The organism is Geodermatophilus tzadiensis (assembly GCF_003002915.1).
Lineage (GTDB): Bacteria > Actinomycetota > Actinomycetes > Mycobacteriales > Geodermatophilaceae > Geodermatophilus > Geodermatophilus tzadiensis.
Window position 1 is genome coordinate 399,095 of the sequence record NZ_PVTG01000001.1, and the last position, 14,131, is coordinate 413,225.

General features: G+C 76.6%; 17 protein-coding genes. 6 read left to right on the plus strand and 11 right to left on the minus strand.

Features of this window, described 5'->3' with window-relative positions; translation table 11 throughout:
* Positions 1 to 28 precede the first annotated feature (28 nt).
* Positions 29 to 250 (plus strand): antitoxin, encoded by a 222-nt coding sequence (locus LY71_RS01840; protein ID WP_106275256.1) that lies wholly within the window; start codon positions 29 to 31, stop codon positions 248 to 250.
* Positions 251 to 256: 6 nt separating this feature from the next.
* Positions 257 to 673 carry a TA system VapC family ribonuclease toxin gene (locus LY71_RS01845; protein WP_106275257.1) on the plus strand — a complete coding sequence of 139 codons (417 nt, stop codon included), beginning with the start codon at positions 257 to 259 and terminating at the stop codon, positions 671 to 673.
* Between the two features lie 129 nt (positions 674 to 802).
* Here LY71_RS01845 and tsaE read toward each other — a convergent pair whose 3' ends face one another.
* Both tsaE and LY71_RS01855 read right to left on the minus strand, forming a co-directional pair.
* Positions 803 to 1,252 (minus strand): tRNA (adenosine(37)-N6)-threonylcarbamoyltransferase complex ATPase subunit type 1 TsaE, encoded by a 450-nt coding sequence (gene tsaE / locus LY71_RS01850; protein WP_106275258.1) that lies wholly within the window; start codon positions 1,250 to 1,252, stop codon positions 803 to 805.
* Positions 1,249 to 1,890: a uracil-DNA glycosylase gene (locus LY71_RS01855; protein ID WP_106275259.1), complete on the minus strand. Its 642-nt coding sequence runs from the start codon at positions 1,888 to 1,890 to the stop codon at positions 1,249 to 1,251. Before LY71_RS01855 ends, tsaE begins: the two co-directional genes overlap by 4 nt.
* A 70-nt stretch (positions 1,891 to 1,960) precedes the next feature.
* Between LY71_RS01855 and LY71_RS01860 the strand changes: the two genes are divergently transcribed.
* Positions 1,961 to 2,545, plus strand: coding sequence for a TIGR04222 domain-containing membrane protein (locus LY71_RS01860; protein WP_281261576.1), 585 nt, complete (start codon positions 1,961 to 1,963; stop codon positions 2,543 to 2,545).
* A 3-nt stretch (positions 2,546 to 2,548) separates the two neighbouring features.
* Here the strand turns inward: LY71_RS01860 and LY71_RS01865 are convergent, their stop codons facing one another.
* The 9 genes from LY71_RS01865 to LY71_RS01905 form a co-directional block, all read right to left on the minus strand.
* A complete protein-coding gene (locus LY71_RS01865) occupies positions 2,549 to 3,754 on the minus strand; it encodes an alpha/beta fold hydrolase (protein ID WP_106275261.1) in 1,206 nt (401 codons plus the stop codon).
* Complete coding sequence (gene alr / locus LY71_RS01870) at positions 3,754 to 4,893, minus strand: alanine racemase (RefSeq protein WP_211297087.1); 1,140 nt, start codon at positions 4,891 to 4,893, stop codon at positions 3,754 to 3,756. The genes LY71_RS01865 and alr overlap by 1 nt, the downstream gene beginning before the upstream one ends.
* Positions 4,890 to 6,356, minus strand: coding sequence for an NAD(P)H-hydrate dehydratase (locus tag LY71_RS01875; RefSeq protein WP_211297088.1), 1,467 nt, complete (start codon positions 6,354 to 6,356; stop codon positions 4,890 to 4,892). Before LY71_RS01875 ends, alr begins: the two co-directional genes overlap by 4 nt.
* Complete coding sequence (locus LY71_RS01880) at positions 6,353 to 6,730, minus strand: holo-ACP synthase (RefSeq protein ID WP_106275263.1); 378 nt, start codon at positions 6,728 to 6,730, stop codon at positions 6,353 to 6,355. Before LY71_RS01880 ends, LY71_RS01875 begins: the two co-directional genes overlap by 4 nt.
* Positions 6,731 to 6,857: 127 nt before the next feature.
* A complete protein-coding gene (glmS, locus tag LY71_RS01885) occupies positions 6,858 to 8,732 on the minus strand; it encodes a glutamine--fructose-6-phosphate transaminase (isomerizing) (RefSeq protein WP_106275264.1) in 1,875 nt (624 codons plus the stop codon).
* Between the two features lie 98 nt (positions 8,733 to 8,830).
* Positions 8,831 to 10,174, minus strand: a complete 1,344-nt coding sequence (glmM, locus tag LY71_RS01890) for a phosphoglucosamine mutase (protein WP_106275265.1) — start codon at positions 10,172 to 10,174, stop codon at positions 8,831 to 8,833.
* Between the two features lie 11 nt (positions 10,175 to 10,185).
* Positions 10,186 to 10,605 carry a 30S ribosomal protein S9 gene (gene rpsI, locus LY71_RS01895; RefSeq protein ID WP_106275266.1) on the minus strand — a complete coding sequence of 140 codons (420 nt, stop codon included), beginning with the start codon at positions 10,603 to 10,605 and terminating at the stop codon, positions 10,186 to 10,188.
* Positions 10,602 to 11,045: a 50S ribosomal protein L13 gene (gene rplM, locus LY71_RS01900; protein ID WP_106275267.1), complete on the minus strand. Its 444-nt coding sequence runs from the start codon at positions 11,043 to 11,045 to the stop codon at positions 10,602 to 10,604. The genes rpsI and rplM overlap by 4 nt, the downstream gene beginning before the upstream one ends.
* Before the next feature lie 203 nt (positions 11,046 to 11,248).
* Positions 11,249 to 11,734: a beta-class carbonic anhydrase gene (locus tag LY71_RS01905; RefSeq protein WP_106275268.1), complete on the minus strand. Its 486-nt coding sequence runs from the start codon at positions 11,732 to 11,734 to the stop codon at positions 11,249 to 11,251.
* Positions 11,735 to 11,897: 163 nt separating this feature from the next.
* On the opposite strand from LY71_RS01905, the gene moeA reads away from it, so the two are divergent.
* The 3 genes from moeA (at position 11,898) to LY71_RS01920 (ending at position 14,129) form a co-directional block, all read left to right on the plus strand.
* A complete protein-coding gene (gene moeA / locus LY71_RS01910) occupies positions 11,898 to 13,091 on the plus strand; it encodes a molybdopterin molybdotransferase MoeA (RefSeq protein ID WP_106275269.1) in 1,194 nt (397 codons plus the stop codon).
* A gap of 73 nt (positions 13,092 to 13,164) precedes the next feature.
* Positions 13,165 to 13,635, plus strand: coding sequence for a cyclic pyranopterin monophosphate synthase MoaC (gene moaC / locus LY71_RS01915; protein WP_106275270.1), 471 nt, complete (start codon positions 13,165 to 13,167; stop codon positions 13,633 to 13,635).
* Entirely contained in the window at positions 13,632 to 14,129 is a 498-nt protein-coding gene (locus LY71_RS01920; protein ID WP_211297089.1) for a MogA/MoaB family molybdenum cofactor biosynthesis protein, read from the plus strand. The genes moaC and LY71_RS01920 overlap by 4 nt, the downstream gene beginning before the upstream one ends.
* The last annotated feature ends 2 nt before the right edge of the window (positions 14,130 to 14,131 follow it).

Consider the following 14,131-nt stretch of genomic DNA (forward strand, 5'->3'; position numbering starts at 1 on the left):
TGATGCGCTGATGCTCTAGCATCAGGTCGTGCGGACGACCCTCGACCTGGACGACGACGTCGTCACGGCGGCGCGCGAACTGGCCGCGGAGCAGCGTCGCTCCCTGGGCTCGGTCGTGTCCGAGCTGGCCCGCCGGGGCCTGACCCCCGCGCGAGTGGAGACCGAGGACGGTCTGCCCGTGGTCCGCGTCCCCGCGGGGAGCCCGCCCATCACCGCCGCGATGGTGCGCCGGGCCCTCGACGAGGACTGAGCCGGCGTGGCGCTGCTGGACGTCAACGCCCTGGTCGCGCTGGCCTGGGACTCGCACGTCCACCACGGCGCCATCCGTTCGTGGTTCACCCGCAACGCTGCGGCGGGGTGGGCGACGTGCCCGGTCACCGAGAGCGGCTTCGTGCGCGTCTCGTCCAACGCGAGGGCCCTGCCGAGCGCGCTCCCCCCGGCGGTCGCCCGGGAGGTGCTCGCGGGACTGCGCCGGGCTCCGGGCCACCGCTTCCTCACCGACGACGTGTCGATGGTCGACGCCGACGTGCCCCCGGTGGCCGGGCACCGCCAGGTCACCGACGCCCACCTGCTCACCCTCGCCCGACGGCACCGGACGGGCGTGGTCACCTTCGACGCGGGTCTCGCCGCGCTGGCCGGTCAGCGGGACGTCGAGCTGCTGACCGCCCTGTAGCCCCGACCAGGCGCGCGACCGGGTCGGCGTGGTCCCGGACGTCGGGCTACCACCCGCGGCCCGGCGACCGGTGACCGAGCAGCACCCGCGGCCCCCGGACCAGCGCCCCGGCCACGACGTGGTGGGCGCTCACCCCTCCAGCCGCCGCTCCCAGCCCGGGCCGTGCGGCACGAGGACGGCGGTGCGGACGTCGTCCTCGCGCCGGTCGAGCCGGACCTCGAGGTGCTCGTCGGCGAGCTGCTCGACCAGCCCGGCCCCCCACTCGACGACGGTCACCGACTCCTCGGCCGAGGCGTCGAGGTCGAGGTCGTCGACGTCGGCCACGCTGCCCAGGCGGTAGGCGTCGACGTGCACCAGCGGCAGCCGCCCGTCGCGGTGCACCCGGGCGATCACGAACGTCGGCGAGGTGACCGGCTCGGCCACCCCCAGGGCCGCGCCGAGGCCCTGGGTGAGCGCGGTCTTGCCCGCGCCGAGCGGGCCGGTGAGCACCAGCAGGTCCCCGGGCCCGACGACGGCGGCCAGCGCGGCGCCCAGGGCCCGGGTGTCCTCGGGGCCGGGCAGGACGTGCTCGCGCCTCACCGCAGACTCGCCGCGACCGACGTCAGGTCCGCCAGCAGCCCGGCGCGCGGCGCCCCGGCCGGGCCGAAGCGGATCGCCGCCGAGGGGTGATAGGTGGCCCAGACGGCCCGGCCGTCGACGTCGTGCGGGCGGCCGCGGGCCTCGGCGAGGACGGTCCTGGGGCCGAGGAACCACTTGGCCGACGACAGCCCGAGCGCGACGACGACGGGCGGGTCGAGCAGCTCGAGCTGGCGGCGCAGCCAGCCGCTGCAGCGGGTGACCTCGGGGGTCTTCGGCGTCCGGTTGGCCGGCGGCCGGCACTTGACGATGTTGAGCACCGCGGCCTCCGCGCGGTCCAGGCCGGCCTCGGCGAGCAGCAGGTCGAGCAGCTGCCCCGACTTCCCGACGAAGGGCCGGCCGGACCCGTCCTCGGTGGCCCCCGGCGCCTCGCCGATCAGGGCGAACCGGGCCCGGCCACGCACCGGCGGGTCCCCGACGACGACGTGCTGCCGGGTCGCGGCCAGCTCCGGGCAGGCGACGCAGGGGGTCGCGGCCGCGACCAGCGCCGGCCAGTCGGCGGCCGCGGCGGCGGCGCGGGCGACCTCCTCGGCCGACTCCCGGGTCTGGGCGTCGGACCGGGGCGGACGGGGTGCGGCCACGTCCCGACCCTACGGGCGGGGGCAGATCCCGGCCCGCGGGCTTCCGCCGCCGGCCACGGGGTGCCACCGTGTGCGCACGAGCCCCGCGTCCCGAGGAGCCGTCATGACGCCGCAGCCGGACGTGTACGACGTGGCCTGCCTCGCCGGCGGGACGCAGCGGGTCGTCGACACCGCGCTCGTCGCCCTGGTGGTCACCGGCCGGGTGCGGGCCGTCGCCCCGGGCGAGCTGCAGGTCGCCGACGCGCGGCGCCGCCACCCGGTCGAGGCCGCCGTGCTGGACGCCGTCGGGACACGGGGCCGGCGGTCGGTGGAGACGGTCCGCTGGCGAGCGCTCGGCGACGACCGGGTGACCGGGGTGGCGCGGCGGCTGCGGCACGAGGGGCTGCTCGGCCGGCTCGTCGGTCCCACGGCCGCGGGCCGCCGGCTGCTGCGGGAGGCCCGGGCCGGCGTCGCCGACCCGGTGCGGCGGGTGGCCGTGGACGGCCTGCGCCGGCTGGACGACCCGGCGCTGCCGGTGGCGGTCCTGGACCCACCCCGCCGCCCGGTCGTGCCCGGCGTCGGGACGCCGTGGGAGCTGACCTTCGCCGACGGCTACGACGTGGCCCGCCGCACCCGCGAGCAGCTGCTCGCCCACCACCTCGAGGGACGGGCCTGACGGTCAGTCGCTCGGGCGCCCGGCGGTCTCGGCGGCGACCCGGCGCAGCAGCCCCGACAGCGCCCGGGTCACCTCGTCGGGCTTCTCCAGCGTCACGAGGTGGCCGGCGTCCGGGACGACGACGTACTCGGCGTCCGGGAGGTGCTCGACCAGGGTGTCGCTGTGCTCCTTGGGGATCATCCTGTCCGCGTCGCCGGTGAGCACCAGGACCGGCACCCGGCGCAGCGGCTCGAGCGCGCCGGTCTCGTCCAGGCCGACCAGCGCCGGGTAGAACTCGGCGATCACGTCGACCGGCGTCCCGCCGATCATCGCGTCGACGTAGCGGCCCAGCCGGGGGTCGACGTCGGTGGAGGCGAACGACAGCGAGCGGGTGGCGGCCGAGACGACGTCGGCGGCCAGCCGGCGGGTGCGCTCGGCGAAGGCCGGTCGGCGGCGCATCGTCCAGGCCGCGACCGGCAGGACGGCGGCGCGCACCCGGGTCAGGACGTCCGGCAGGCCGAAGTCGAGCTCGGCGATGTTGCCGCTGGAGGTCGACACCAGCGCCACGCCGACCACCTTCGGGCCGAACAGCTCAGGGTGGACGTCGGCCAGGCCCATGACCGTCATGCCGCCCATCGAGTGACCCACCAGCACGACCGGCCCGTTGGGCACCCGCATCTCCAGGACCGAGGCCAGGTCGCGGGCGAGCTGCTCGATCGTGGCGTGCTCGACCGGCCCGCGGGTGGACGAGCCGTGCCCGCGCTGGTCGTAGAAGACCAGCCGGGCGGCCGGCCGGTGGCCGTTGGCGGTGGCCAGCGCCGCGCCCAGCGACCGCCGCTGGTAGGTCCACGAGGCCATCGACAGCGTGTAGCCGTGCACGAAGACGACGGTCAGCGGCGCGTCGAGCGGGCCGACCTCCTCCACCGCCAGCAGCACGCCGTCGTCGGCCTGCACCAGCGCGGTGCGGTCGGCGCGGCGCGCGGACGGGCCGAGCGGGTCGTCCTCGCGCAGCTCGGCCTCGGTGGCGCCCTCCGGCAGCGCGCCGGTGGGGCTGAGCCGGTCGGCGCGCACCCGGCGGGTGGCGATCCGGGCGACGGTCACCCCCAGCGCGGCGGTCGCGGCGGCCAGGCCGACGACGGCGCCGGCACCGGCGACCACCGGGTGCCGCGCGACCGCCTCGGCCAGCCCCGAGTGCGCCGGCTGCTGCCGCGCCTCCTGCCTGCGCGCCATCAGACCGCCCCCGCGGTCCCGGTGTAGCGGCGGGTGAACCGCCCGCCGACCCGGGTGACCAGCTCGTAGTGGATGGTGTCGACGGCGTCGGCCCAGTCCTGCGCGGTGGGCTCGCCGGAGTCGCCGGGACCCCAGAGGACCACCTCGTCGCCGGGGCGCACCTCGTCGTCGCCGACGTCGAGCACGAACTGGTCCATGCACACCCGCCCGGCGATGGTGCGCCGCGCGCCCGCGGCCAGCACCGGCGCACGGTTGCCCCCCGCCCGCGGGACGCCGTCGGCGTAGCCGACCGGGACGAGCACGAGGGTGGTCTCGCGGTCGGGCGAGTAGGTGTGGCCGTAGGAGACGCCGACGCCGGCGGGCACGCGTTTGGTCAGCGCCGCCCGCGCCCGCACCGTCATCGCCGGCCGCAGGCCGTGAGCGGCCGCGTCGCCGCCGAGCGGGTCGAGGCCGTAGACGGCGATCCCCGGGCGGACCATGTCGAACCAGGTCCCGGGGAGCGCGACGGTGGCCGCGGAGTTGGCCAGGTGCAGCCGGGCGTCGGTCAGGCCGGCCCGCCGGGCGATCGCCACGGCCTCCTCGAACACGCGGACCTGCGCGCCGATCGTGGGGTGCGTCGGGGCGTCGGCGTAGGCCAGGTGGCTCCACAGCCCGACGACGGCGAGGTCGCCGTCGTCCTGGGCGCGCGCGGCGGCGGCCACCAGCCCGGGCCAGTCCGCCGGCCCGGCGCCCTCGCGCGACAGGCCGGTGTCGGCGCACAGGTGCAGCCGGGCCGGCCGGCCGGTGGCGCGGGCCGCGGCGACCACCTCGGCCAGCGCCCGGTCGGTGTTGACCGACACCTCGACGTCGGCGGCCAGCGCCGCGGCGTAGTCGCTGCCGGGCGTGTGCAGCCAGGCCAGCACCGGCGCAGTGATGCCGGCGGCGCGCAGCGCGAGGGCCTCCTCGAGCACCGCGACGCCGAGCTGGTCGGCTCCCCCGGCCAGCGTCGCGCGCGCGGCGGGGACCATGCCGTGCCCGTAGCCGTCGGCCTTCACCACCGCCATCAGCGGCCGGCCGACCCGCTCCCGCAGCACCGCGGTGTTGGCCGCGATCGCGTCGAGGTCGACGACCACCTCGGCCCGGGGCACTCGCTCGCTCACGCCCCCGAGTCTCGCAGGCTCCCCGTCGCGGACCCGCGCACCAGGCCGACGGCCCCGGGCAGGTGGCGCACCAGGTCGCTCGCGACGAGGGGGCCGCGGGCGGAGGCCAGCTGCCCGGTGCGGCCGTGCAGGTGGGCGGCGGCGGCGGCGGCGGTCTCCGCGGGCGGGGTGCCGGTGGCCAGCAGGGCGCCGAGGATCCCCGCGAGCACGTCGCCGGTGCCCGCGGTGGCCAGCTCGGCGGTGCCGGTGGCGTTGACGAACGCCGTCCCGTCGGGGCCGGCCACCACCGTGGCGTCGCCCTTGAGCAGCACGACGGCGCCCAGCTCGGCGGCCAGCCGGCGCGCGGCCCCGATCCGGTCGGCGCCCACCGGCACGCCGAAGCGCGCGAACTCGCGGTCGTGCGGGGTGAGCACGGTGGGCGCGCGCCGGTCGCGCACCAGGTCGGGCTCGCGGGCGGCCATCGTCAGCGCGTCGGCGTCCACCACCACGGGCAGGTCGGTGGCCAGCACCTCGGCGAGCGTGGCGCGGGCGTCGTCGTCGGTGCCCATCCCGGGTCCGGCGACCCAGGCCTGCACCCGGCCGGCGTCGGAGGGCCGGCCGTCGGTGACGATCGCCTCCGGCCAGGCGGCGCGCACGCCGTCGCCGGCCGTCCCGGCGTAGCGGACCAGCCCCGGCCTCGTGCGCAGCGCCGCCCCGGTGCAGAGGACGGCGGCGCCCGGGTACACCGCCGAGCCCGCGACGACGCCCACCACCCCGCGGGAGTACTTGTCGTCGCCGGGCTCGGGCGGCTGCAGGTGCGCGGCGACGTCGGCGTCGGTGAGCTGGTGCGCCCGCGGCGCCGCCAGGTGCGGGCCGAGGCCGATGTCGACGAGGTGGACGGTGCCGGCGCACCCGCGCCCGTCGCCCACGACGAGCCCGGGCTTGACCGCGCCGAAGGTCACGGTGTGCAGGGCGGCGAACGCCTCGCCGTCCACCGCGCCCGTGTCGGCGTCCACGCCGCTCGGGACGTCGACGGCGACGGTCACCCCCGGCCCGGCGGCCGCCCGCGCGGCCAGGTGCGCCGCCGGGGGCCGCAGCCCGCCGCGGCCGCCGGTGCCGACGACGCCGTCGAGGACGAGGTCGGCGCGGTCGAGCCCGTCGGGGCCCTCCGGTCCGGTGACGCGGCCGCCGGCGCGGCGCAGCGCGGCCAGGCCGGCCGGGTGGGCGCGGTCGGGGTCGAGCAGGACGGCGGTGACCCGGGCGCCGCGGGCGGCGAGCCGGGCGCCGGCGAAGAGCGCGTCCCCGCCGTTGTTCCCGGCGCCGACGAGTGCGGTGACGCGGGCGCCGTGGGCGCGACCGAGCAGCCGCAGGCAGACGGCGGCCAGCCCGGTGGCGGCCCGCTGCATGAGGACGCCCTCGCGGGTGCGGGCCAGCAGCACGTCCTCGGCGGCGCGGACCTCGGCGGCCGTGGACAGCCCGATCACGCCGGCGTCCCCTCGGCGACCACCACCGCGGAGGCGATGCCGCCGTCGTGGCTGAGCGAGAGGTGCCACGACTCGACGCCCAGGGCCTCCGCGCGGCGGGCGACGCTGCCGCGCACCTCCAGGCGTGGGCGGCCGTGGTCGCCGACGACGACCTCCGCGTCGTGCCAGCGCAGGCTGCCCGGGGCGCCCAGCGCCTTGGCCAGGGCCTCCTTGGCGGCGAAGCGCGCGGCCAGCGACTCCGCCGTCCGGTCCCCGCCCGAGGGGGTCACCTGCTCGGCCGCGGTGAACAGCCGGTCGCGCAGCCCGGGGGTGCGCACCAGCGACTCGGCGAAGCGGGCCACCGGCACCACGTCGATCCCGACCCCGACGATCACCGGGCCAGTCTGCCGTGCGGGCCGCTGCGGCGCCGTCCTACCGCACCGCAGCGCGTCCTCCCCGACCGTGCACCGTCGGGGAGGACGCGCCACGATCAGGTCACCTGATCGGGGCGCAGCCGTCCGGCTACTCGACGGTGACGCTCTTGGCCAGGTTGCGCGGCTGGTCGACGTCGTAACCGCGGGTGGCGGCGATCTCGCAGGCGAGCACCTGCAGCGGGACGGTGGTCACCACCGGCGCCAGCAGGGTGGGCGTGCGCGGCACCCGGATCAGGTGGTCGGCGTACGGGACGACGTCCTCGTCGCCCTCCTCGGCGATCACGATGGTCCGCGCGCCGCGCGCCCGGACCTCCTGGATGTTGGAGACGACCTTGCCGTGCAGCAGGCTGCGACCGCGCGGCGAGGGGGCGATGACCACCACCGGGGTGCCCTCGTCGATGACCGCGATCGGGCCGTGCTTGAGCTCGCCGGCGGCGAAGCCCTCGGCGTGGATGTAGGCGAGCTCCTTGAGCTTGAGCGCACCCTCCAGCGCCACCGGGAAGCCCACGTGGCGGCCGAGGAACAGGATCGTGCCGGCGTCGGCCATGGACCGGCCGAGCTCGCGCACCGGCTCCATCTGGGTGAGCACCTGCGCCACGGCCTCGGGCAGCTTCTGCAGCTCGCGGACGATGACGGCGACCTCGTCGGCGTACTTGATGCCGCGCACCTGGGCCAGGATCAGGCCGACGAGGTAGCAGGCGACGATCTGCGCCAGGAAGCTCTTGGTCGAGGCGACGGCGATCTCGGGCCCGGCGTGGGTGTAGAGCACGGCGTCGGACTCGCGCGGGATGGTCGAGCCGTTGACGTTGCAGATCGCCAGCACGCGGGCCTTCTGCTCCTTGGCGTGCCGCAGCGCCATCAGGGTGTCCATCGTCTCGCCCGACTGGCTGATGACGACGACCAGTGTCGAGCGGTCGAGCACCGGGTCGCGGTAGCGGAACTCGCTGGCCACCTCGACCTCGACCGGAATGCGGGTCCAGTGCTCGATGGCGTACTTCGCGATCAGCCCGGCGTGGTAGGAGGTGCCGCAGGAGACGACGAAGACCTTGTCGATGTCGCGCAGCTCCTGGTCGGAGAGGCGCATCTCGTCGAGGACGAGGTCGCCCTCGTCGCTCAGCCGGCCGAGCAGGGTGTCGGCGACCGCCTGGGGCTGCTCGGCGATCTCCTTGAGCATGAACCAGTCGTGGCCGCCCTTCTCGGCGGCGGCGGCGTCCCAGTCGACGGTGTAGGCGACCGGCTCGGCCGGGGCGCCGTCGAAGTCGGTGACGCTCAGCCCGCGGGTGCGGTCGATCTCGACGACCTGGTCCTGGCCGAGCTCGCGGGCCTCGCGGGTGTGCGCGATGAACGCGGCGACGTCGGAGCCCAGGAAGTACTCACCGTCCCCGACGCCGACCACCAACGGGCTGTTGCGGCGGGAGGCGACGAGCGTGTCGGGCTCGTCGGCGTGCGCGACGACCAGGGTGAAGGCGCCCTCGAGCCGGCGCGACACCGCGCGCAGCGCCTCGGCGAGCCGGCCCGGGCCCTCGGGCAGCTCCGGGTAGACGGCGGCCAGCAGGTGGGCGACGACCTCGGTGTCGGTGTCGGAGCGGAACTCCACGCCGGCGGCCTCGCACTCGGCGCGCAGCGCGGCGAAGTTCTCGATGATCCCGTTGTGGATGACGGCCACCCGGCCGTCGGCCGACAGGTGCGGGTGGGCGTTGCGGTCGGTGGGCCCGCCGTGGGTGGCCCAGCGGGTGTGCCCGATGCCGATGGTCGACTCGGGCAGCGGCTGGTCGGCGAGCACCTTCTCCAGGTTGGCCAGCTTCCCGGCCTTCTTTGCCGCGGCCAGTTCCCCGCCGTCGGGGCCGCCGACCCGGACGGCCACACCTGCCGAGTCGTAGCCCCGGTACTCGAGCCGGCGCAGACCCTCCAGGACGACGTCCAGGGCGTTCTGCGGGCCGACGTAACCCACGATGCCGCACATGTGGACCGAGGGTACCGGCGGTGCCGGACCGATCCGTCCTCCCACGGTGTGAAACGTGCGGACCGTCCCACCCGTCCCACCCCGCGGGAGGACGGCGCCTACCCGACGGCGGAGACGACCTCGGCCAGCCGCGTGGCGATCGCGTCGGCCTGCTCCTGCGTGGGCGCCTCGACCATCACGCGGACCAGCTGCTCGGTGCCCGACGGGCGCAGCAGCACCCGGCCGTCGTCACCGAGCTCGGTCTCGGCGGCGTTGACCGCCGCGGCGACCTCCTCGTCCTCGGCGACGGCGATGCGGTCGCGGACGGGGACGTTGACCAGCGTCTGCGGCAGCCGCTGCACCACGGAGGCCAGCTCGGCCAGCGAGGCGCCGGTGACCGACATCCGCGAGAGCAGGGCCAGGCCGGTCAGCAGGCCGTCGCCGGTGGTGGCGTGGTCGAGGAAGACCAGGTGGCCGCTCTGCTCCCCGCCCAGGCTCAGCCCCCGGGCGCGCAGCGCCTCGAGCACGTAGCGGTCGCCGACGGCGGTGGTGTGCACCGCGATGCCGGCGTCGCGCATCGCGTGGTGGAAGCCCAGGTTGCTCATCACCGTGGCGACGACGGTGTCCTGGGTGAGCTCGCCGCGCTCCTTGAGGCCGAGGGCGCAGACGGCGAGGATCGCGTCGCCGTCGACGACCTGGCCCTCCGCGGTGACCGCCAGGCAGCGGTCGGCGTCCCCGTCGTGGGCGATGCCGAGGTCGGCGCCCTGCGCCCGGACGGCCTCGGTGAGCGGGCCCAGGTGGGTGGAGCCCACGCCGTCGTTGGTGTTCCAGCCGTCGGGCTCGCCGCCGATCACGGTGACCTCCGCGCCGGCGCGGCGGTAGACGTCGGGCGCGCAGGTCGCGGCCGAGCCGTGCGCGCAGTCGACGACCAGGCGCAGCCCCTCGACGGGCGCGGGCAGCGTGGACAGCAGGTGGGCGGCGTAGTCGGCGGCGCCGCCGGGCAGGTCGCGCACGCGGCCGACGTCCGCCCCGGTCGGGCGGTGGCCGGCGCCGTCCCCGGTGAGCACGGTCTGCTCGATGGCGGCCTCGACGGCGTCGGGCAGCTTGTGCCCGCCCCGGCTGAACAGCTTGATGCCGTTGTCGGGCATCGGGTTGTGGCTCGCCGAGATCATCACGCCGAGGTCGGCGTCGGTGGACGCGGTGAGGAAGGCGACGGCGGGGGTGGGCAGCACCCCGACGCGGAGCACCTCGGCCCCCGCGCTGGCCAGGCCGGCCACCACGGCGGCCTCCAGCATCTCCCCACTGGCGCGGGGGTCACGGCCGACGACCGCGACGGGACGCGAGGTCCCGCCGCGGTCGGCGAGCACGCCGGCGGCCGCACGGGCCACCGAGAGGGCCAACTCCGGCGTGAGGTCGGCGTTGGCCCGACCCCGGACGCCGTCGGTCCCGAAGAGGCGACCCACGGGCGTACCGGTCAGCGCTTCGAGTACTGCGGCGCCTTGCGGGCCTTCTTCAGGCCGTACTTCTTGCGCTCCTTGACCCGCGCGTCACGGGTGAGGAAGCCGGCCTTCTTCAGGGCGGGACGGTCCTCGGCCTCGACCTCGATGAGGGCGCGGGCGATGGCCAGGCGCAGCGCGCCGGCCTGACCGGTGACGCCGCCACCCTTGAGGATGCCGATCACGTCGTACTGCTCGGTCTTCTCGAGGGTCACGAACGGCTCGCGGACGAGCTGCTGGTGCACCTTGTTCGGGAAGTACTGCTCGAGGGTGCGGCCGTTGAGGCGGAACTGGCCGGTGCCCGGCACGAGCCGCACGCGGACGATGGCCTCCTTGCGGCGGCCGACGGTCTGGACGGGACGCCCCTCGGCGTCGGTCACGGTCAGGGCGGAGGTCACTGGGCCACCTGCTTGATCTCGAAGGTCTGGGGCTGCTGGGCGGAGTGCGGGTGCTCCGGACCCGCGTACACCTTCAGCTTCTTGATCATCTGCCGGCCCAGGCTGTTGTGCGGCAGCATGCCCTTCACCGCGCGCTCGACGACGCGGTCGGGGTGGGTGCGCAGCTGGTCGCCGACGTTGATGGCGCGCAGGCCGCCCGGGTAGCCGGAGTGGCGGTAGGCGGTCTTCTGGTCGCGCTTGGAGCCGGTCAGGGCGATCTTGTTCGCGTTCACGACGACGACGAAGTCACCGACGTCGACGTGCGGGGCGAACTGGGGCTTGTGCTTGCCGCGCAGCAGGGTCGCGACCTGGCTGGCGAGTCGACCGAGCACCACGTCGGTGGCGTCGATGACGTGCCAGGCGCGGGTGACCTCGCCGGGCTTGGGTGTGTACGTGCGCACGGCGCTCGTGTCCTCCGTCGTCGTCGGGGGCGGCTGGTGGGATCGCCTCACCGAGCACGGGAGACGGGGACGGCACGCGCGCACCAGCCGGCGGCCGCGCACCAGCCGACGACGATACCAGCCGGTCCGCGGGGCCGACGCGGCCGAGCCGTCGACGGCGTCGCGCTGGGCGGTCCGGGCCGGTCACGCCCCGCGGTGCGGCCTCACTCGACCCGGCGCAGGCGCCCCGTCGAGACGTCGTAGACGGTGCCGCAGACGTCCTTCGAGAGGAGGAAGGGGCTCTCCTGCAGCAGCCGGATCGACTCGCGGACGTCCTCGTCGACGTCGGTGAAGGCGCGCGCCGGCCACGGCGGCCGGACGCCGGTGGCCTCCTCGACCAGCTCGGCGAAGGCGGCGTCGTCGGTCTTCTGCAGGCCGCAGTCGGTGTGGTGGACCAGCACGATCTCGCGGGTGCCGAGCAGGTGCTGGGAGATGGTCAGCGACCGGATGGTGTCGTCGGTGACGACCCCGCCGGCGTTGCGGATGACGTGCGCGTCGCCCACGGCCAGCCCCAGCAGCGGGAACAGCGGCATGCGCGAGTCCATGCACGCCACCACGGCGACCTTCCGCTTCGGTGCCACCGGCAGCTCGCCCGGGAAGCCCCGGGCCCACTCCTCGTTGGCGGCCAGCATCTGCTCGTACTCGGCCACGTGCGGCTCCTCTCGTGTCCAGGCATAGGAGGCTCTCCGCACGTCTGGGGGCGCGCGGACGTGGGGGAAGCCTCCTATGCCGCCCCGGCCCGCGCACGCGGCCGCCCGGCGGGGTCCCGGACACCCGCCAGCCGGCCGGCGGCGCATCCGCCAGGATGGCCCGGTGCGCACGGTCGAGGAACACCAGGCGGCGGTGGCCGCCCTGCTCGCGCCGCTCGGCGAGGAGGAGGTGCCCCTGGCCGCCGCGCACGGCCGCGTCCTGGCGCGCGACGTCGCCGCGAGCGTGCCGCTGCCGGGCTTCGACAACTCCGCGATGGACGGCTACGCCGCCCGTTCCTCGGAGTTGACCTCGCTCCCGGTGCGGCTCCCGGTCGCCGACGACGTCCCGGCCGGCCGCACCGGCGTCGTCCCGCTGGCGCCGGGCACCGTGCAGCGGATCATGACCGGCGCGCTGCTGCCGCCGGGGGCCGACGTCGTCGTCCCGGTGGAGCTCACCGACGCGGCCACCGACGTCGTCGAGATCCGCGACGCACCGGCCGCCGGCACGCACCTGCGCCACGCCGGGGAGGACATCACCGCCGGCACCGTCGCGCTCACCGCCGGCAGCCCGCTGGGCGCCGCGCAGCTCGGGCTGGCCGCGGCCGTGGGCGTCCGCACGCTGTGGGTGCGCCGCCGCCCGCGGGTGCTGGTGCTCTCTACCGGCAGCGAGCTGGTCGAGCCCGGCGAGCCGCTGCTGCCCGGGCAGGTCTACGAGTCCAACTCGCTGCTGCTGTGCGCCGCGGTCGAGGACGCCGGCGGCACCGCCCGGCGGCTGCACTTCGTGCCCGACGACGTCGGCCAGTTCCTCACCACGGTGCGCGCCGAGCTGGCGGGGGCCGACCTGCTGGTCACCAGCGGCGGGGTGAGCGCCGGCGCCTACGAGGTGGTCAAGGACGCGTTCCGCACGCTGGGCACCGTCGAGTTCGGCAAGGTCGCCATGCAGCCGGGCGGCCCGCAGGGGGCGGGCACGGTCGACGGCGTCCCGGTCGTCACCCTGCCGGGCAACCCGGTGAGCTCGTTCGTGTCGTTCGAGGTGTTCGTGCGCCCGGCGCTGCGGCGCGCCCTCGGCCACGCGGCGCCCGACCGGCTGCGGGCCCCGGCCACCCTGACCGCGCCGCTGCGCTCCCCCGCCGGCCGGCGCCAGTTCCTCCGCGGCCGCTACGACGCGGGCCAGGTGTCCCAGGTCGGCGGGCCCGGCTCGCACCTGGTCGCCCACCTGGCCCGGGCCAACTGCCTGGTCGTCGTGCCCGAGGACGTCACCGAGCTGCCCGCGGGCGCCGCGGTCGACGTCGTCCTGATCGAGGGAGCGCTCCAGTGAGCGAGCGCGCGAGCTCACCCGATGACACGGCACCGCCGGGCACGAGCCCGACGAGCGCCGGCGAGGAGGACGCGTGACCGACCGCCTGACCCACGTCGACGAGTCCGGGGCCGCCCGGATGGTCGACGTCTCCGCCAAGCCCGTCACCGCCCGCGAGGCCACCGCCGCCGGCCGCGTGCTGGTCAGCCCGGAGGTGGTCGCACTGCTGCGCGGCGAGGGCGTGCCCAAGGGCGACGCCGTGGCCGTGGCCCGCATCGCCGGCATCGCCGGGGCCAAGCGGACGCCGGACCTCGTGCCGCTGTGCCACCCCATCGCGCTGCACGGCGTCACCGTGGACGTGACGGTGGCCGACGACGCCGTGGAGATCGTCGCCACCGCTCGCACCGCCGACCGCACCGGCGTGGAGATGGAGGCCCTGACCTCCGTCGCGGTCGCCGGCCTGACGGTGATCGACATGGTCAAGGCCGTGGACCCGCGGGCGTCGGTCACCGACGTCCGGCTGCTGGCCAAGTCCGGCGGCAAGAGCGGGGAGTGGCGGCGGTGAGCCTGCCGGAGGGCGCGCGGGCCGTCGTCGTCACCGCGTCCAACCGCGCCTCGGCCGGCGTCTACGAGGACCGCAGCGGGCAGGTGCTGGCCGAGGGGCTGCGGGAGCTCGGGTTCGCCGTCGAGGGGCCGCACGTGCGCCCGGACGACGTCGAGGCGCTGGCCGCGGCGATCCGCGAGGCGGTCGCGTCCGGCGCCGACGTCGTCCTCACCACCGGCGGCACCGGCCTGTCCCCCACCGACGTCACGCCCGAGGCCACCCGCGCGGTGGTCGAGCGCGAGGCGCCGGGGCTGGCCGAGGCGGTGCGCCGCTTCGGGGAGCCGCAGGTGCCGACGTCGGTGCTCTCGCGCGGGATCGCCGGCACCGCCGGGCGGACGCTGGTCGTCAACCTGCCCGGCTCCACCGGCGGGGTGCGCGACGGGCTCGCCGTCCTCGGCCCGCTGCTGCCCCACGTCGTGTCCCAGCTGAGGGGCGGCGACCACCCCCGGGCATAGGA

What these genes read in the sequence shown, in the direction of transcription:
- glmS (WP_106275264.1), bottom strand. Translation starts at nt 8,732, where the DNA reads ATGTGCGGCATCGTGGGTTACGTCGGCCCGCAGAACGCCCTGGACGTC.
- LY71_RS01865 (WP_106275261.1), bottom strand. Translation starts at nt 3,754, where the DNA reads ATGGCGCGCAGGCAGGAGGCGCGGCAGCAGCCGGCGCACTCGGGGCTG.